Raw genomic sequence first — 17,179 nt, forward strand, 5'->3', positions numbered from 1 at the left:
CCGGCTATCAGGCACGGCGCGACGCGCTTTTTCTATCGTGACCCCTAACCCCAGGTTTTTCAAAAACGCCGATTTGTCCTCAATGTCTGCCCCGTTCTCATTTCGGGACAAGCAGTGAAAAGCGGTAGCGTAGGCTTCGTTCGCTAATTTATATGCATCCCGCACCGCACGAGGGGTTGCCGCCTCTATTTCACTGTTACTATCCGTGGCATTGCTGAGCTGGACGAGGCCGGGTTGGGTGAGTGAGGCGCGGGGAATGTTAGCCAGTGCATCAGTAACCGCTTTTTGGCTCATGACCTGTGATTGACTATTACCTACAGATTGAACCACATCCGATTTATTGAATTTTTTATTTAACTCATCCAATAATTGGGTTGTATTAACTAATTTCCACGCTGAGTTAATTTTATCGACTGGGGCTGTATTAAAATCTGTTTTGTTATTGTCGATTAAACTCTGAAATTCCCTAGTCTCATCATCCGATTGCAGTATCGCGCCTTTGGGATACCCGCCGATAGAGTCAGCATACTCCTGAGAGAACTTGTATTTACCCCCCTTGGATAAGTGCACGATATTATCGGATATCTGGTTCAATATACCGTTAAAATCCCTGCCGCTCGGAGGTAATCCACCTGCCGCAACGGGCATCATTGTAATCTGCGGGAATCCTGTATCCCACGTCGCTTTTTGGCTGGGTAAATCTGATTTGTAGCCAGCGGGTATTTCGTCTCGTTGCCCGTTCTGAGCAAACGGTTTTGGTATTAAGTTTGGGTTTTCCATTATTCACCTATTATGCGAATGCTGCCTGTCCAAATGGTTGAAATCCAGTGCCATAAAAACCGAAAAACTCACCTAATGGCAGTTCAGCTATGCTGATTTTGACGCCTGATGGTTGTGGTAATATGTGTTGGTTATATATGAGGTTTTTTTCTAGCTCAGATAACCGGTACTCAAAAACATATCTCGCGGTCATGTGGCCCGTTAAGAGAAAATATGCCCGACCGCCCTTGAATGATGCTTGCAGAAATGCATTGATGTTATATGCCGTCGCGTTCAAAATATTCGCGTACGCCTTCATCAGAATGACCTCCCTGAATGTTGCATCATCCATCATGTATGACGATTCGGTATGCAGTCCGCTATAAAACGGCGACTGATCGAACGGTGAGTATTTTTGTGTTTCATTAAATCCAAAATAGTTAACATTCGGGTCGGGAATAGATAACCCCCGATTAATGCCAACAATCCGCCCCCATATATCCAGCCCAAAACCTCTCGCCGTGAGCACATTAACTGCCAGATGATAAAACTCATTAGCATTAGCTCTGGGGTCGATAGTTTCATTAAATGAGGTGAGGATGGTGCAGATGGCAGGGCTGTTGGCGTACTGGCTGAGTAGTGTTTCTTGGAAACTTTCCATCACTCTATCCTTATGTCATCTATGGATAGCGTCGGGAATTCATCAATACCGAAATCCAGATAGTTAGCTGCAACCCCCTTTTTTTTGGCTATTTGGATTGCAATCAATCGCTCCCTCGTTGATTGTGCAACTGCACAAATATAATCACTGGCGATTAATTTCTTGGCTATCCGGCCTTTTCCTCGCCCTGTCCCGAACTCATCCAGAATGGATTTTTTAATAGCCTCTTTATCTTGGTGCGTTAACCTCAACTTATCCTCAAACGTGATAGCAAACTCAATGGGAACATGCGTCGGCCTGATAAATTTAATGTCATAGGTTGGCGGTAAATAGGGGAAATTAATTGTGTCCTGATATTTGACAGAGGTGTTTCCCACGAACGAGCATCCCGAACCCGCCTTAATCCATATCATCTTGGCAATTTCATTATCATCGCCACCCACCACAGAGACCGCAATAGAGTTTCTGATTAGCGGGTAATCAGTGACTCCAACCGTGATGGTTGCATCAGAAGGATTGTCGATAACATAACAATCAATGACATTTTTGATATTGGATACCGCGCCATAGGTAGCAGCATTGGTATTTTTGGCATTGATTGCCACTGATTCTTGCCGCCTCAGTTCAAACTCCTGCCGTGATTCCTCGCCCCTGCCGACAATAGCCGCCGTTTTATTGATGACCGAATCAACGCCGTTGATATTTTTGACCATGCGATTAATGGCCCCTGTTGAGGCTATCACTCTGCCAGCAACATCACAGTAAACATTGACCGTTACCAATCCGTTATCACCAATTCTGGCCTCTGCCTGTGTGCCCCATGTTTTTCCAGAGTCATCAGTAACCTGAAATCCAACCGGAATAACCGTGTTTGCCAGTCCGTTAATCGTGACCTCAGCCACTGATTTTGTCGCCCGTTTGCGTTGCAGGAAATAGATATAGGCCAGTGCATCCTGCATAACTCCATCAGCGTATCGGGGATCGAAACTGTTCAGGAGGTTAACAAAGAAGTTGCGTTCGTCGGTAATAATGGCGGTTAGAGAGGTAACTAATTGCCCCTGCGGGGTCTTCATATCGGTATTGAGATTATCACCTAAGCACGATTTTAGTACCCGCCACCAGCCATCTATCACCTCCTGAGTTGGGGGCGCTAATATCCCGTCAGGTGTGATTTGTAATTTCGGTATCATAGTTCTATTACCCCCTCCCGCCCGTCAATATCGGTAAAAGTAATCCGGCCCCTCACTATCCGGTCATTTGCTGTGCTCAGTTCTACCGTGGCTGAAACTACGCCATTAACAGACATTGCAGCGTCTTCCAGATGCTTCCGGTACATCGCCAGTGAGTACCTGTTTTTCCCCAGAATCTCTTCCAGATACGGAATCCCCGCCTCTTGTGAGTAGTACATATCTTTCACAAATACCCGACAGGCATTGGCCACAGATTGCGCTCTGGCGTACTGGTCTGAGGCAATAGCAATATTCCCCGCCGCATCGAGAGTTAAATCCCATGTGGCAGGCATTAGAAATAATGTCCGCATTATTTACGCCTTTTGATTAGGAGGGTTGGTATTTGAACCCTGTCCGTTCTCGTGGTGGGTATGACTGTTATATAGCTCGCGCATTCCCGCCATCGATTGGGAATTGGTGACTGCGTTGTCGGTAATGTTGCTCTTGGCTTGAATGGTACTCGTGGTCTCTACTGGGGCATCCAAGATAATTTTCGTGCCTTTCATGTTAATTTCGCCCGTGGAGACAACGTTAATACCATTTTCCAGAAAATGAATAAACTGGCTAGGCGTTCCATTGAGTAATCCACCGATATAGAGGCTGTCCGACATATCATATTTGCGTTTGCTCTCTGGTGGGGCTGAGCCTTTGACTCGCTTCACCTTCGAAATATCCCGACTGGCAGTGAAGCAGAAGCCTAGGTCGCCCGCTTTCGGGTCGAGAATCACTGCATTTGCACCGCCCTGATAGCGGAAGTATGGCACATTGTAGATAGTGGCTGTATTATAGATATTCCCCGCACCATCAACTTGCTGTACCAGTGGCAGGATATCGACATAGCCCACAGGCGCTACACCACCACCTCTGACTTTCTCCACCCTGCATATTGTCACCGTACCCATTTTGCCAATGAGTGACCAGATGATAGCCTCCTGACTGAGAGCGCCACCAGCCGTAGTCCGGGGGTCGTATAATGACACCCGCTCATTTTTTGATTGCGACATTGTTATCACCTCTCCGGCTCGCTGAAACTTCCATGAACCATTGCGCGGAATCCTGCTCGGTTTCTAAAATCGTCCTGATACCGTAGATCAGCCAGTCTCCGTTGCATATCTTTATCTGACTGCCAGCAATGCGAACAATGCCGCCAAATCTCACCAGCGGGTCATAGAAACATTTGAATTGAACGCCAATCATTGTCGGAACCGGATAGCTAATTAATCCGGTTTCGGGGGAAATGATGGGGATTTTCAGCATTCGCCGTGGGTGATCTTTGTGGGTGACAGTGACGTTTTTATCTTCGATATATAAATCCAGATTCGCAGCCTCTGCCAGTTGCCGGATTTTCTCGATATCGGTATTACACAGATAAACGTTAGATAATTTCTTGCTGACGCCGTTAGATTCAAATGAGTACCCAATGCGCTTGCAGATGTTACCCATGATATTGACGACATCATGCTCACCTTCGTAGCTCTCTGCATCAACGCCAGCCATTTTATCCAGAACAGCAGTTTGAGATTCAATCACCAGTGCAACATTAGGCGTATCGCCAAAGTCGGGATAAGCAAAGGTGATACCGCCCCGAAAAACTTGTGATAACTCTTCGCCTTCCTCACTTGCCTCTATCGTCACGTTATTGCGCAATGCCTTGATATCATTCCATTTGATACGTAACAATTTCTCCATCACGTCCATAGGTAGCCCGTAGGCTTTAATGCGAGAATGCGGCGTAATAGCACCATTGCCATAATTGATTTCGGCGCTGATCCGTAATCCGGTTGCAGAGAGTTTATTTTGGTTGCTGGAGGTGAATGATTCGTCTTTGCCTGAAAGGGTGAGCGTTATTTTGATTACCTTGCGATTAAATTTCATCATTCCATACCAATTTGTAACGGGAACCGAGGCCGGAATATTCAGGGTCAGAGTTACCCTCGATATCCAAAAATACCAGCCATCTACAGATATACGTGAGATTCCGGCAAATGCGGTTACACACCAGATATTCACCATTCTGTTTTACTGTGGCGAATATATTTCCTAACCGAGTCTCCAGCGTTAATTCAATTAAATCTGTACCAATAGAAAATGAGGTCGTCTGGTTTGGGGTAGGGGATATTGTTATTTCGATAAGCATTAAAACCCTCCCCCGCTAATTTGCTGCTTTGCCATATCTAATAATTGCTTATTATCATTCCAAATTTTTTCAAGGGCACCACCGAGCTTTCCTGTAAAATCCCCTATCTTTTTTAATTTTGTTTTACGCTCATCTATAATTTCATCCAGAATATTATTTACCTGAGACTCTATTTTCTGCGTCTGGTCGCCTGTGTCCTTTTTCTTGGCATCATCAGGATTTTTGACTTCCTCTTTACCGTACTTAACCTTCACCTCGCGTATTTCCTCCAGATGTACGTTAACCTTAATCAGCGTTGCACCATCTTTAGACTCACGAGCCAAGTCGTAGCCAACGATAGCCGCATTGGTGTAGACAAATTCAGGCGTGACAACATGAAATTTGAGTGTGCTTTTTGCCAAAATCTCAAGTTGTGCTAAGAAAGCACCGCGCTCTAAAGTTCCTCCGCTGCCCTTAGTTAACTGAACAGTAACTTTGTACGGATCGCTCACTTTGTTGTAAGTGGCAAATGAGCCATTTTCTATCGGCGCACTCACCACCCGGTATTGGTTCTGGTATTGCAGTGATATCACGTTATCAGCAAGCAAAAGGGGAATGCCATACTGATTGAATATGCCCCAATAATTGCCGAACAGTGTATTTATCAATGCAGCACCGCCAAGACTAATTCCCGCATCCATTGCGGCGTTAGGAACTCCCTTCCAGTTGGGTATATCCGGCATTTTGGGTAATTCTGGCATTCCAAACATAGAGCACCTCGTTTTTTGGATGTAAAAAAACCGCACGAGGCGGCTAGGATTTGGGTATGAAAAAACCCGCTCAGGGCGGGCTATATTCAAGTTGACTCCGTTCTGTCAAAGAGATGCTATAAGCCAAGCTCTGAGTGAGAACCAAGGCGGACAAGGCGTAATATGTCAGCGTCTGGCTTCTGATAAATCAATATCAAGTCAGGTTTAATGTGGCAGTCTCGAAAATCCTTCCAATCACCAGAAAGGGCATGATCACAATATTTCGGTTCTAGCAAGCTATCAGAGGCCAATAATTCAGTCACCGTCATAAGTGCGTCATCCAGAGTTTCACGATGACGACCTTTCTTTTCTCTCTTGTAATCTCGCTTAAACTGGCTTGTATAATCAGTCGTCCGCATTGAGATCAGCCATTAAATCTTTAACTGAGGAAAATGATTTGCCGCCACCTTTGCGAGCTTCTTTCATTGCGGCTATTGTTGTCTCATTCGGTATCAGAGGCTCAAACGGCAATACCTTATCTCTTGCCACTCGCGTTAACATCATGCGGACGGCATCGGACACAGTCAGTCCCATCGCAGCCAAAACAGCAGCCGCTTCTGCTTTAATCTCACCGTCAATACGGGTTTGTACTAGCTGGTTTGTAGCCATAATAATATATCTCATTGAATGACGTTGTAATTCAATTGTAATTCAATGAATGCCTATTATCAACTTTAATGGGTAAAAAATAACCTTTTTCGAGCTTCAAGCCATCCGTGGCTTGGGGTTAGTTCAGTGACTTCTTAGCCTTTCGCTCAATTGCACACTTCGTCGAATGGGCGGCTCCAGAAACATCCCATAAATAAGTATGAAACTTAGAAGCTATCGGTGAGTTCACTAACTCTAATGCTGGATATATCGACTCTTTCCATATATCAGTCATTTTTTTGAGTTGCTTGTAAATCACTCCGATGTTATTTAGTTCAAGCGACAAGTCCATTTTTGCAGATTGAGGTGATGGTAACTCTTCTTTGCCAAGATACTCACCCTCTAATGCCAGTTTATGAATGTACTCGACGGCGAGAGGGATTTGCTCCATTGGCAATTCGTCAATGTGTTCAACATTAAAGCGATGATGAACAAGCTCATATGCTTCTTTATAAATCATCTTCTTTCGCCCAACTAAATAGCTAACTGCCTTGCGTAATGGTGTTCTATCGTCAGAAGTGGTTTTAATTTTTACCGCACTGATACGACCATTAACCAAGTCATCATATGCCCTGATAACTTTTAGGGCATATGCGGCACTGATCCACATTGCATAGGAGTAAACTAACTCTTTGCAAACATAAGTCCCACCATGGCGGCCCTTACGTGAATCGACAGGTTTAAATGCTAGAATCTGAGCATTTAGGATTTCATTTTTAAAGGGCGGAATTCCGCCTTTTAGAATTTCATCAATCAAATCATTTGTTTGTTGCAGTTCCAGCCAATACTTCGGACGGTGACGCTGCTCTCCACCAGATGCTTTATGTAGATCGTTCAGTGAGTAACGACCCTGAGTATCTTGATGGATAGAGATATCAGAGATAATAATTTGATTGGTGTTATACGTTTCATTAGTTGCTATACTAGTCATGTCGGTTACCTCGATAAGTTTCTGACAAATTAGAAGCCCTGACTACTCGTAATAGTTGGGGCTTCACTGTTTCTAGCTATGTATTCTTCAAGTGCCTTAACGATTACATAGTTCATGGATCTATCTTGTGTACCTGCAATGCATTTCAAGTTTTCCCTTACTTCACTTGGCATCCTAATATTTACCTGTGGCAATCTTTCTGTTTTGTTCATAGTTCCTCACTAATGATATCCATTGGCTACCATTGATAGATTAGTAGCAGGTGGCTACCATGTCAACATTATTATTGCACCGGATTTACTTATGAGCCGTGAGCCACAAATAAACATTCGTCTACCGCAAGACCTTAAAGAAGCCGTGCAAAATATGGCATCAGACAATAAGCGGTCTGTAAATGCTGAGATTGTTGCTGTTTTGCTTGATGCGGTCAGAAGACATAAATCAAGAGAACAATCTCAGTTATCAATGAAACATCAATCAACGACAATAGATCCTAAGATTGAGCGAGAGATATTAGAAGAAATTGCAAAGCTCGCCGCAGAAAATGCAGTGAAGCTTGAAAGAAATAAAGAAGATAAAAAATAATCCAACAAAAAGCCCCAATGGGGCTATTGCATGATGGCTACAGTGCAACAATCCTGTCACTTCTTTTTATCTGCCTTGTCCAATACAAAAGCATGAATTAAAGCAACAATAAAGAGAAGAGTTCCATATACCCACCATGCGAAAAAATTCCGGCCTTTGGAATTGGCTAACGCCGCTGGGATCAGACCAATCAAAGCAGCAGCAATCCAAAATTCAGGCAAATCAAGACCACCCATCATCGCTTCAATCGTCCTTTTTTGAATTTCCACTTAACATACTTACTGCGCGAGCAATACAGTAAGGTACAACGGCACACGCCACTGCAATAGCTGCCCCCGCTGCTTCTTGTGGTGCGCTTTCAGCCATAGTTAGCGCTGGTAATAATCCCGCTGCAACCCCAAAGATAGAACAAAAAATTACTGCAAGCCATAATATACGCATTCTAATACTCCATTAGAAATGATTAGTATTTTTACTGCTATAAGTTATTTTTCCACATATGACATTATTGCTGCACAATCAGCATTTTTGAGACTGTGCATTGTTACCATCCCCATCGAGCATAACTCTTGAAGTTGCCGAACAGCAAGTTTCGCATACTCATAGCCATTGGTATTTAGTTGGTCGCTGGTAATTTTTAGCTTGCTTTTTGATGAGTCTGTGGAAGTCATAGCATCCATTATGGATACTCCGGCAGATTGGTTTTTAATAGCTCGTTTCACATAAAAACCACTAAGTGACGGATTATCTCTAAAGAAATCGTCCAAGCTTTTTTTGCTGCTTACTGATTGTGTTACTGGATCATTAGTTTGTTTTGGCTGGTTCTTAGTTGAAGTTATCCTATCCACATCACAAACAACAGGTGTTACATGGTGTGCAGTGTGGGAATGATATAAGCTACACATAACTCTGGCTTTTTGTCCTTTCATCTGCCTGAATTTTTCTATCATTCCATTGTTATTCATAGCTAACTGCATTATATCCACCCCCATTTCTGTTATTTTTTCGCTACCTTCCTCCTCATCTGGTGGTGCAATTACATTTACAGGGGAATCAAGCTTTATAGCTGGCATGTCTTTTAAACTATACGGCAATCCTTCATCATCACCATCTACTGTTGTAAGAAGCCCACTTACAGTAACCAGCTTGGAATATTGCAAATTAATAGCAGGGGAATTATCGGCACGGGAATTTCCAGCAATCTGTCTATACAGTGCCGTAGATCGCTTATACCAACCAAGCAAACACTCTTCCGTATCACAGTTCTTTTCGCGCAGTTTCCAGTTCTGTTTAACCAATGCCTTGAAATCATTACTATTACCAGTAACTACTTTTGCTTGCAGATAATCAACATACAGAGCATCATCAGCTTGAGATAAAGCTGGAGTAGAGCAAATCAGCTTTTCAGCTTTACTTGTCGCCTTAGAGCAATCAAAGCTAGCGGCGTTGGCGGTGGCAGATACCAGAAACAGAGTGACAGCAATTTTCTTTAACATCCTTGAACCTCACACAATGATTCATTTGCTTCAAGTATAACCACCGCTCAAACAAAATACAGAAAAATCAATCTATCCCATAGATGATACTATCTGAGACAAACTTGTCCTGATTGCTTCACCGCCATCTGATACAGTGCCTTTGATGGTATCTGAGTTTGAGTAAACATTAACATTGCCATTCATATCTACCCTGACGTTAGTCGTACCAGCTCTAGTCATATTTTGTATTCGAGGAGTCTGAGCCAAAAATTCAGTGCCTGCGTTTGGCATGTTGCTGACCAAAGGTTTTGATATGTATTCAGAAAATGCATTAATGTTTTTAGCTAGGTTGGCGGTAGAGTCACCTTGCCCTTTGATTGCTGCCATGACGAGCTGCTTGGAGTAAGGTAACGGTTTGCCTATTTCTTCCTGACTCATAGCGTTCATTAGTGAATACATGAGATCATGGTTGTTCAAATCTAAGCGGTCGCTCCGATCCACTCCTAACCTCTGAGCAACCCTTTGAATATAATCCTCTGTGTGGTTATTGTCTTTTCCACCAGGAGGTGCCCAAGTAGATATTATATCTTCAACCGTTTGCATCTTTTTCCCTGTAGTTTGACCACTGGAGTAGCGGCGCAATTGCCATGCGGTACGTTCCACCCCTTCATAAGGCGTGTCAAATTTAGCAAAGCGCTTCTCAGGATGATCTTCTACTGTTGCACCTTTTTGCTTGGCGAACTCCATATTCAGAGGGTTATTATTACGTTCTCCTCTGGTATCACCTTTTTGAGTTTCAGATAATGACTTAGGTTTCGGTTTATTTTTTGCACCAGCAACGACAGCCTTTCCAGCTTTCTTGAATGAATCAACAGTGCTTTTCGTTACACCAGACCAGTTAATTCTTCCTTGTTCATCTGTATTGCTTGATATGGTGTTTGAGCCAAATTCTACTGCCTCAGTGATGAGTTTCACTTCGGGCATAGTTTTTGCCGCATCCAATAGTATTTGGCCTTGTTCTGATACTGTTTCAGCGTTTGCTAATTTATTCGCTGTTATTATAGCTCCTGCCGCCTTAACTCCTCCTTTGGCTGTCTTTTCAGCTAACGAATCCCAATCAAACTCATCAATCTTGGATTTAAGTTCACTGAACGCCCAGAGTGAACCCGCAATCAATGCACCGGGCAACCCGAAGAACCTTAGTAAGCCTAGTCCAGCTAAACCTAACGAAGTCAGAATTCCAGCCAACCATGGCCCACCAAGAAATAAGGCTAGGCCGCCTAGGGTAAGTTTGAATGTATCCAGCTCACCATTGGCATCAGTGAACCATTTCCCGATAGTAGTATCCTTGAACCATTTCCCCAACTCTTCCAACTTATCCAAAACCCATATGAGGGACTTATTCATTGTATCCCAGTCAAAGAACGAATCCTTGCCTTCCTTCCACCCCTGATAATCGTCATGTAGCAGCCATAAAGCAGCAACTAGAGCGAGAATCAATCCGGTTCCAGTTATCAATGGTGCAAATAGAGCTAGCATAGCTAAGGCTGCTCGACCCACAACAGGGATTAGGGTAGCGGTCAGAACAACAGCCATTCCCTGAAATATGGTTATTACTGTCTCTCGGTTCTTATTCAGGTACTCCAGAAAGCCTGTCACCATTGTGGATAATTTTAGCAAACGAGGTATCAAGTAGTTAGCAACAATGGTTTTCAGCCCCTCCCATTGCTGACCGAGTACTGAGTTTTGCTCCCTGAGTTGGCGGTTAAGTTCCAATTCCTCTTTGGTGGATATGACTACGTTTTTCTGCGCGTCCAGCTTTTTCTTTATTGCATCCTTACCTTCAAGCAACAGGTTAATAGTGCCCTCATCCAGCCCCATGTTTTTAGCAATATTGTATGCCTGTGGTCGCTCCATCTGGGACATACTGTCTGCCATATCCAGTAGTATATCGTCCAGATTACGGATCTTGCCGTAGGAATCTACCACCCCGATACCGAGTGCATTGAAGAAGGGCAATATGGACGCATCGCCCATTGTGACCAAATCCCACAGCGATTTATTGAGATTGGTCATTGTTGCTGCCATGCCGTCAGCACTGCCACCGGACATTTCCGCGACGTTCTGCCATTTTTTGATGGTCTCCGCGTTCATGCCGAGGTTTTTACTCAGGAAGTGGAGCTGATCGTTTGACTGTGACACTTCGCTGATCAGTTTGGTAAGGCCAGTTGAGACGAAGATAGTGGCGAACAATCCAGTTAATGCCTTGACTGCACCATTAATGGATTTGCTCCAGTCCTGAGTTTTATCGGACGTATCACCCAACCTATCAGAAAAGCCCAACACCACACTGGAGGTGTTTTTGGTGGTTTTCCCGACGGTTTCGATTGTTTTAGTCAGCTCCTGATTTGAGTCAGTTAACTCTTTTGTGCTGTCCGCGGCCTTGTCAGTGCCCCCGGACAATTTCACTACCGCAGTAGATGCACCGCCAGCCTTCTTATCCAGATCATCCAGTGCTTTGATTGCTTTGTTCGCATCACTGGCAAAGCCGCTCATATCCAGCTTGAGTGCGACAAGCAATGTATCAACTAGGGTCGCCATTAGTTCTCCTTTGGACGTAAAAAAGCCGCAGTTAGGCGGCATGAATTAGCTTGCTTTTCACCACATCAGGCGAGGTGGTTCCTCACTTACCGCAATCAAGTAAAACTGATAGTTTGTTCGTTCCATAGTCAAAACAAGGAATAAGAAAAATGGCAGATTTTACTGTCCGAGTAGAATTACATAAGGCCGATGCTAGTGATTACGAGTTGCTCCATGAAAAAATGGAGGCGAAAGGTTATTCAAAAGAAATTAAAGACTCATTAGGCAAAAAATACAAACTACCCTCCGCTGAATATGTGACTACCAAAAACAAAACCTCCTCTGAAGTTCGCGATGAGGTTGACAAAATAGCTTCTAGTGTGAAAAAAAATCCTTATGTATTAGTCACAAAATCAGATGGCAGAGCATGGCTATTAAGCCCCGTTTGAGCATCTTTCATCTGAATCACTTGCTGGTACTGGTGATTTTTCACCTTCTTCATCTTCATTACTTCCGTAGCCTAGCTTGGGATCTTCTGTTTCAAGAGCGATAAAGCTATCTCTAATATTTCGGGCGATATATTTCGCCCTGTTATCATCAATATAGCGGCGAGATTCCATTTCTATATTGAGCGCATTCACTAAGGCTTCTCGTGCTGCCTGTTGTGATGCATCTGATAATTCTTCAAATTTCATATCTATCACCTGTTTAATTAATTAAATTTGACTAAATCCACGTTTAAAAAGGCCAGAGGAAAAGAAAATCAATCAGACTTGCTCAGTTCCTCTATCAAGCGCTTGTTGTATTCGCTGACCTGATTTATTTCAATCAGGTTCAGCGCACTTTCGAGGCCATATATCGTGGAGAGTTCATAGTAGGTTGCATACCCAGAGGTGATGACCTGATAGACAACACCGGAGACATTTCCCGGCTCTGCCATCACCCCCTCTTTCAGCGGCAGGCCGGCTCTTAATTTTTCGAGGCGGAGCCACCGCCTTGAGTTAAAAAATCGATATGGATAGCGAGCGCCTCTTTCCGCAATAAGAACATGGTTTTCACATCCCTGATATCGGAATTGAACTCAATAGCACGGGCATTGCCGCCAGATGGAACGATTTGCACGCAGTCGAGCAGCTCATCAAGCAGCGGAATACCCTCTTCCGACCGAATGCTCGACAGTGCTTTAACAGCAATCTGAGCCATCCCCATCATGCCCATTTCAGGGCGGATATCACCAATATCGATACCGCCATTGGCGATAGTGAATAACGCCCTCATCGCCCAGTTATCCGCCTTAATAATCGGCATCTCAGTGATAACAAATATTTTTCCCGCATCGCGGCCTGATTCGATGGTGATAGTTTTGGAGTTAAGTAGGATAGACATTATGCAATTTCCTCAGCGCCGTTAGTGATCATGTTGAATTTGTAGCTGGTTCCGTCCAATAATTTTTTGCCGCTCGCACCACCCGTCATACTGATTAGGCCACCCGTACCGGAATAGCGCTTTTTGATGGAGGGGATTTCAATCACGATGTCGATAAACCGTGATTCCATGTTGGAGTTAAAATCTTTGCGGATATTTTCCATAACCTGAATTGATGAACTATTTGCCTCCAGATACAATGTCCATGGTGTTTCGTGGGGAAGGTAGCCGATACTCTGTTTACCATCCACCCCAATTCGAGTCTCCCCGATATTGACCTCGCCAAACTCCCAAGCGTTGTCGGCCTGAAAACCCTGAATTTGGACGTAATCGTCGTAAATCCCTTTGCATCTCAGCATCAATACCGCATTGGCTGAGGTAATCGTGCGTGGGTTATGTCCCATTGGCATAATGCTTCCCCTTACTGGACGTTAATTGATGGGAGTTCAACTTTCTGGACGCTGCCGCCATCGGCATACCAGAATTTCAACGGCATGGATTTACGCAATCCGCGAGTCTGTGCAGGTGTATCACCAATGAGGACACACCACCCCTCGGTTTGAATCTGCGCCGCAGCATCAAATCCCGCCTCAACGTTAATCTGTTTTTTCTGCTGTTCAGACAAAATGATACCGCGCTGAATGCCGCCAAAATTCAGCATCTGATCAATCGGGTCTTTGATGGCGGCGCGATGGATGGCTTTACCCGTTTCGTTATACGAAATGGATTTGAAACTGGTCAGCATCGTCATTAATGCCAGTTGGAGCTGGCTATTCAGGAACACCTGAATGATGTAGCTGTCCATCCATTTGAATTTGCCAGAAACAGAGCCGTTGTTAACAAATACAAATCGGTCATTTGCCGTACCGTAAGCGCCGTAGAAGTTGAACCTGAGCCGCAATAGTTCATCCGCCAGCGCCTTATCGGTCACCGTGGGCTTTAATCCCTCCTGCCGACGGAATGCAAATGTTGCGCGACCGTTCCGCTCGTTAAAATTCAGCGATGCGGCATAGGTACAGGCGAATGCGCCATGAGTGTGATCGCCATACATCAGGCACGTACCGCCGATTTCAGCCTCAGTGATTGTGTTGGAAATCAATTCCAGTGCGGATTTCTCACACAACACATGCACATAACGGTCATTTTGCAGTGTCACCCATTTGGAAATCGCCAATTTCTCATCGGTGCTGAAATTACCAATAGCCAGGATAGAAACGAAATTGCTCACTGATTTGGTAATGCGCGGCATTAACTCATCGATAGTGTCAGTATTGATACCGTCGTTTTTCTGTGCGCCTTTCTCTTCTGTCAGCCCCATGTACTCAGCCAAATCACCAGAGCCGAAACCGATAGTACCGGCAGTGCCTTTCGTTGCGCCTTCAATGGCAAAGGTGTGGCTGGTAGAGTCATATTTGCATGTACCAGCCTTAGCTAATGATGCCGATACCGCCTCCGCTAATGCGGAATAGGATTTGATGTCAGCGGGAGTGATAACGACAGATTGCCTCTTGCCGTCAATATCCAGCTCCAGCCCCTGAGGGATATGATTAAAATCCCGCGTCGGTACTTTCCCGCCAACCAGTTTCGCCGCCTGATTGGTTGTCACCATTGATGCGATATACAGCGTTTCGGGTCGGGTCGTTGAATTAACAAATCCCGCGAAATAAACTTGAGCGGCCTCGTGCTCTTTGGATTTTGTACCAAAGATCTGAGCGACCTGCTCATCATCACCGAATGCTTTCACACCCAGCATGGCCTGTGGGGTTTGTTTGGTAATAAATACAGCGTTCAATGCCAGTGGATTACCGCCAGTGCCAACGACACCGGGCAATATACTGACGATATCGCTCGCCGGAATAGTGTTCATGAATATTCCTCAAATAGAGTTGGTATTGATAGAGAATGCGTCAGTGCTGTCGACTGAATAGGATGTTTCAGGGTTATATTGCAGCTTAATTTCGAGTATCACGCGATTTTCGTACTGGTTCGCCTCATTCACCAGCACCATTTTTCGCGGTGACTCACTGTAGAGTGGCTGGCATTTTTTTAACCGCGCTGTGGTGTAACCGGATTGCCACAGATTCGCCACCACCCGCGCCCGTGAATCGGCATCATCACCATAAAAATCGAGCTGCATCGTCAGTTCCACAGAGCGTTGGGCCGTGATTTCTGACGATTCGTGATGGTAATAATTGGCGATGTAATCAATATCCCGCTCAAACAGGACATGCATCACAATACCATTTTCGGGAACAGGGACATCATTTTGATAGCCCTGAACCACATCACACTGGAATAGCTCGATGAGGTATTTTCTGACCTCGGCAAACAAATTCTCATGAGTGACTGTTATTGTCGCCATAGCAGCACCTTAACCCATGTCGGGTAGGACTCGATGACCTGCGTCACATTCCATTCGGACACCTCATCTTCACCATAAGCCGCGAATTTCATCCGGTCAGAGCCTTTCTGCTTCGTGCGCCGGATTGCCGAAATTTGACCTCTGGCATAGGCATAGATGAACTGACCCTGTTGGTTAATCACCCCCAGATGCTCTAAATCCTGCGTGCTGAGGCTCTGTAGCTGCACCGAAATTTCATGCTCGGTATATTTGGGGATCTGCTTGCCGGAATCGGTGACTGTATAACCGTCATTCACCACCAGAACGGCACTGATATTCGGGTTAACAGTGGTAATGAGGCTATTGGCGATTCCTCTGACATTAACCATTTCTCACCTTTCAGGATGTAAAAAACCTCCCGGAGGAGATCATTAATTTGAATTTGGTTCCGGACTAAAGTTTGAAAAGACCTTTGATGGATACGCTGGTTGCGTTTGGAAACACCACCTTGCCTTCTTCTAGTAACTGTTTCCGCATACTCACTAGAAGATCAGTTGCTGTGGAACCCTCTCGCCTATCTATTGTATAAGCCGTATTTGCGTGTGCAATGGAACATCCTGACTCATCATAAAGCTCTGCGTAAACAATATATTCGGATTGCATTTGCTATTCCCCGCCTTTAATAACTTCGTAATCAATTGCCCTTTGCAAGCTCCCGGAATCCACCAGCGTTTGACCGGGTGATGCGCGTCCTTTCTTGGTTTTCTTGGCAACGGTTGCCGGGGCGTTAGGGGGTGGTAATGATTGCTCGATGCTGTCTTTAATATCTGCTGCCATCACCATTCCCAATGTATTGAATGCTGCTTCTACACCGCCTGCATCCTGTAATCTGCCTCGGATCTGTGACGCGATAAGTTGCGCCCATTCGTCCGATTTATTGGCGATGGTGCTTCGCATAAAGGGACGAGGCGGAATATTGCGGGTACCAAATTCATTGGCAGCAGCATAAGGGGCTATTTTTTCCCCAGTGTCTTCATTGGTTGCACCCGCCAGTACTCCAGCTTGTATCTGAATCGTCGGTGTATTGGCGATGCGTTCCAGTGCAGCTCTGAGCTTATCCCCACCTTTAATAACCATGATTTACCCCCACGGATGATAATGTTTCACCGCTGAATAACGTCCACCGACCACATACTTACGGGTCGCCTGCCAGTACATCTGCCCACACGGGGTAAACTTAAACCACGACGCATTAGCGGCATCAGGCACGGCAAACGAGACACTGACTGAACCTTCTGTGGCGCTGGAAGCTGGCCCCGCCTGACCACTATTCCCCCATAGCGTCACGGTGGCGATATGGCAAACCAACAAGTACAGCAATGTCTTGCGTTCCTGTGTACCATCAGGCTCATAGGGGATAATCGAATTATCAGAGTTATCGAGCAGCAAACAGGCCACATCAAAGGCCTGTTGAAGCTGCCCTTCGGTCAGGATGCCAGCAAACCGGGGGTACAATTTCAGGAACTCGCCACTGTCAAATGTGACGATAGCCATCAGGCAGTCTCCTTCGCTGGCTCTGTTGTAGTTTTGCTGGTATCTACTGGCTCACGTCCATGA

Annotated in this window: 27 protein-coding genes; 2 read left to right on the forward strand and 25 right to left on the reverse strand. The window is 45.0% G+C overall.

The features are described from left to right. The 12 genes from PSI23_RS17995 to PSI23_RS18050 all read right to left on the reverse strand — a co-directional run. Window positions 1-780, reverse strand: a 780-nt coding sequence (locus PSI23_RS17995; protein ID WP_273556366.1) for a phage tail protein, incomplete at its 3' end; no start/stop codon positions are given. Window positions 781-790: 10 nt separating this feature from the next. Next, the gene (locus PSI23_RS18000) at window positions 791-1,420 is read right to left on the reverse strand and encodes a baseplate wedge 1 family protein (protein WP_273556367.1); all 630 of its coding nucleotides are present in this window, start codon (window positions 1,418-1,420) and stop codon (window positions 791-793) included. Continuing rightward, window positions 1,420-2,610 (reverse strand): baseplate J/gp47 family protein, encoded by a 1,191-nt coding sequence (locus PSI23_RS18005; RefSeq protein ID WP_273556368.1) that lies wholly within the window; start codon window positions 2,608-2,610, stop codon window positions 1,420-1,422. The genes PSI23_RS18000 and PSI23_RS18005 overlap by 1 nt, the downstream gene beginning before the upstream one ends. Next, entirely contained in the window at window positions 2,607-2,960 is a 354-nt protein-coding gene (locus PSI23_RS18010) for a hypothetical protein (protein WP_273556369.1), read from the reverse strand. Before PSI23_RS18010 ends, PSI23_RS18005 begins: the two co-directional genes overlap by 4 nt. Window positions 2,961-2,963: 3 nt before the next feature. Next, window positions 2,964-3,653 carry a phage baseplate protein gene (locus PSI23_RS18015; RefSeq protein ID WP_273556370.1) on the reverse strand — a complete coding sequence of 230 codons (690 nt, stop codon included), beginning with the start codon at window positions 3,651-3,653 and terminating at the stop codon, window positions 2,964-2,966. Beyond that, window positions 3,634-4,527, reverse strand: coding sequence for a baseplate hub protein (locus PSI23_RS18020; protein WP_273556371.1), 894 nt, complete (start codon window positions 4,525-4,527; stop codon window positions 3,634-3,636). The genes PSI23_RS18015 and PSI23_RS18020 overlap by 20 nt, the downstream gene beginning before the upstream one ends. Next, on the reverse strand, window positions 4,514-4,786 hold the full coding sequence (locus PSI23_RS18025; RefSeq protein ID WP_273556372.1) for a phage baseplate plug family protein: 273 nt from the start codon (window positions 4,784-4,786) through the stop codon (window positions 4,514-4,516). Before PSI23_RS18025 ends, PSI23_RS18020 begins: the two co-directional genes overlap by 14 nt. After that, the gene (locus PSI23_RS18030) at window positions 4,786-5,535 is read right to left on the reverse strand and encodes a phage baseplate protein (RefSeq protein WP_273556373.1); all 750 of its coding nucleotides are present in this window, start codon (window positions 5,533-5,535) and stop codon (window positions 4,786-4,788) included. Before PSI23_RS18030 ends, PSI23_RS18025 begins: the two co-directional genes overlap by 1 nt. 116 nt (window positions 5,536-5,651) lie before the next feature. Further along, window positions 5,652-5,933 (reverse strand): type II toxin-antitoxin system YafQ family toxin, encoded by a 282-nt coding sequence (locus PSI23_RS18035; RefSeq protein WP_046335942.1) that lies wholly within the window; start codon window positions 5,931-5,933, stop codon window positions 5,652-5,654. After that, window positions 5,920-6,183, reverse strand: a complete 264-nt coding sequence (locus PSI23_RS18040) for a type II toxin-antitoxin system RelB/DinJ family antitoxin (RefSeq protein ID WP_187652387.1) — start codon at window positions 6,181-6,183, stop codon at window positions 5,920-5,922. Before PSI23_RS18040 ends, PSI23_RS18035 begins: the two co-directional genes overlap by 14 nt. 118 nt (window positions 6,184-6,301) lie before the next feature. After that, the gene (locus PSI23_RS18045) at window positions 6,302-7,153 is read right to left on the reverse strand and encodes a KilA-N domain-containing protein (protein ID WP_273556374.1); all 852 of its coding nucleotides are present in this window, start codon (window positions 7,151-7,153) and stop codon (window positions 6,302-6,304) included. A 29-nt stretch (window positions 7,154-7,182) separates the two neighbouring features. Further along, entirely contained in the window at window positions 7,183-7,365 is a 183-nt protein-coding gene (locus tag PSI23_RS18050) for an Arc family DNA-binding protein (protein WP_069316209.1), read from the reverse strand. Between the two features lie 22 nt (window positions 7,366-7,387). Here PSI23_RS18050 and PSI23_RS18055 point away from each other — a divergent pair, with 22 nt between their 5' ends. Further along, entirely contained in the window at window positions 7,388-7,738 is a 351-nt protein-coding gene (locus PSI23_RS18055) for an Arc family DNA-binding protein (protein WP_273556375.1), read from the forward strand. A gap of 56 nt (window positions 7,739-7,794) precedes the next feature. On the opposite strand, the gene PSI23_RS18060 is transcribed toward PSI23_RS18055, so the two are convergent. From PSI23_RS18060 to PSI23_RS18075, 4 genes are all read right to left on the reverse strand, one after another. Further along, entirely contained in the window at window positions 7,795-8,007 is a 213-nt protein-coding gene (locus PSI23_RS18060) for a hypothetical protein (protein ID WP_273556376.1), read from the reverse strand. Further along, window positions 7,982-8,179, reverse strand: a complete 198-nt coding sequence (locus tag PSI23_RS18065; RefSeq protein ID WP_258086944.1) for a hypothetical protein — start codon at window positions 8,177-8,179, stop codon at window positions 7,982-7,984. The genes PSI23_RS18060 and PSI23_RS18065 overlap by 26 nt, the downstream gene beginning before the upstream one ends. A 44-nt stretch (window positions 8,180-8,223) precedes the next feature. After that, a complete protein-coding gene (locus PSI23_RS18070) occupies window positions 8,224-9,234 on the reverse strand; it encodes a DUF4431 domain-containing protein (protein WP_273556377.1) in 1,011 nt (336 codons plus the stop codon). Window positions 9,235-9,306: 72 nt separating this feature from the next. Further along, entirely contained in the window at window positions 9,307-11,817 is a 2,511-nt protein-coding gene (locus PSI23_RS18075) for a hypothetical protein (protein ID WP_273556378.1), read from the reverse strand. Between the two features lie 149 nt (window positions 11,818-11,966). Between PSI23_RS18075 and PSI23_RS18080 the strand changes: the two genes are divergently transcribed. Further along, window positions 11,967-12,245, forward strand: a complete 279-nt coding sequence (locus PSI23_RS18080; RefSeq protein WP_273556379.1) for a hypothetical protein — start codon at window positions 11,967-11,969, stop codon at window positions 12,243-12,245. Here the strand turns inward: PSI23_RS18080 and PSI23_RS18085 are convergent. The 9 genes from PSI23_RS18085 to PSI23_RS18125 form a co-directional block, all read right to left on the reverse strand. Further along, window positions 12,231-12,491: a hypothetical protein gene (locus tag PSI23_RS18085; RefSeq protein ID WP_273556380.1), complete on the reverse strand. Its 261-nt coding sequence runs from the start codon at window positions 12,489-12,491 to the stop codon at window positions 12,231-12,233. The genes PSI23_RS18080 and PSI23_RS18085 overlap by 15 nt on opposite strands. 68 nt (window positions 12,492-12,559) lie before the next feature. Further along, on the reverse strand, window positions 12,560-12,736 hold the full coding sequence (locus PSI23_RS18090) for a hypothetical protein (protein WP_273556381.1): 177 nt from the start codon (window positions 12,734-12,736) through the stop codon (window positions 12,560-12,562). Between the two features lie 29 nt (window positions 12,737-12,765). Continuing rightward, entirely contained in the window at window positions 12,766-13,182 is a 417-nt protein-coding gene (locus PSI23_RS18095; protein WP_273556382.1) for a hypothetical protein, read from the reverse strand. Continuing rightward, window positions 13,182-13,631, reverse strand: a complete 450-nt coding sequence (locus PSI23_RS18100) for a phage tail fiber protein (protein ID WP_273556383.1) — start codon at window positions 13,629-13,631, stop codon at window positions 13,182-13,184. The genes PSI23_RS18095 and PSI23_RS18100 overlap by 1 nt, the downstream gene beginning before the upstream one ends. 11 nt (window positions 13,632-13,642) lie before the next feature. Continuing rightward, window positions 13,643-15,088, reverse strand: coding sequence for a DUF3383 domain-containing protein (locus PSI23_RS18105; RefSeq protein ID WP_273556384.1), 1,446 nt, complete (start codon window positions 15,086-15,088; stop codon window positions 13,643-13,645). Window positions 15,089-15,097: 9 nt separating this feature from the next. Beyond that, window positions 15,098-15,583, reverse strand: coding sequence for a phage neck terminator protein (locus tag PSI23_RS18110; RefSeq protein WP_273556385.1), 486 nt, complete (start codon window positions 15,581-15,583; stop codon window positions 15,098-15,100). Next, on the reverse strand, window positions 15,571-15,951 hold the full coding sequence (locus PSI23_RS18115; protein WP_273556386.1) for a hypothetical protein: 381 nt from the start codon (window positions 15,949-15,951) through the stop codon (window positions 15,571-15,573). Before PSI23_RS18115 ends, PSI23_RS18110 begins: the two co-directional genes overlap by 13 nt. 277 nt (window positions 15,952-16,228) lie before the next feature. Next, on the reverse strand, window positions 16,229-16,699 hold the full coding sequence (locus tag PSI23_RS18120) for an HK97-gp10 family putative phage morphogenesis protein (protein WP_273556387.1): 471 nt from the start codon (window positions 16,697-16,699) through the stop codon (window positions 16,229-16,231). Between the two features lie 3 nt (window positions 16,700-16,702). Beyond that, window positions 16,703-17,116, reverse strand: a complete 414-nt coding sequence (locus PSI23_RS18125; protein ID WP_273556388.1) for a DUF4054 domain-containing protein — start codon at window positions 17,114-17,116, stop codon at window positions 16,703-16,705. Between the last annotated feature and the right edge of the window lie 63 nt (window positions 17,117-17,179).

Source organism: Xenorhabdus yunnanensis (assembly GCF_028598805.1).
GTDB lineage: Bacteria > Pseudomonadota > Gammaproteobacteria > Enterobacterales > Enterobacteriaceae > Xenorhabdus > Xenorhabdus yunnanensis.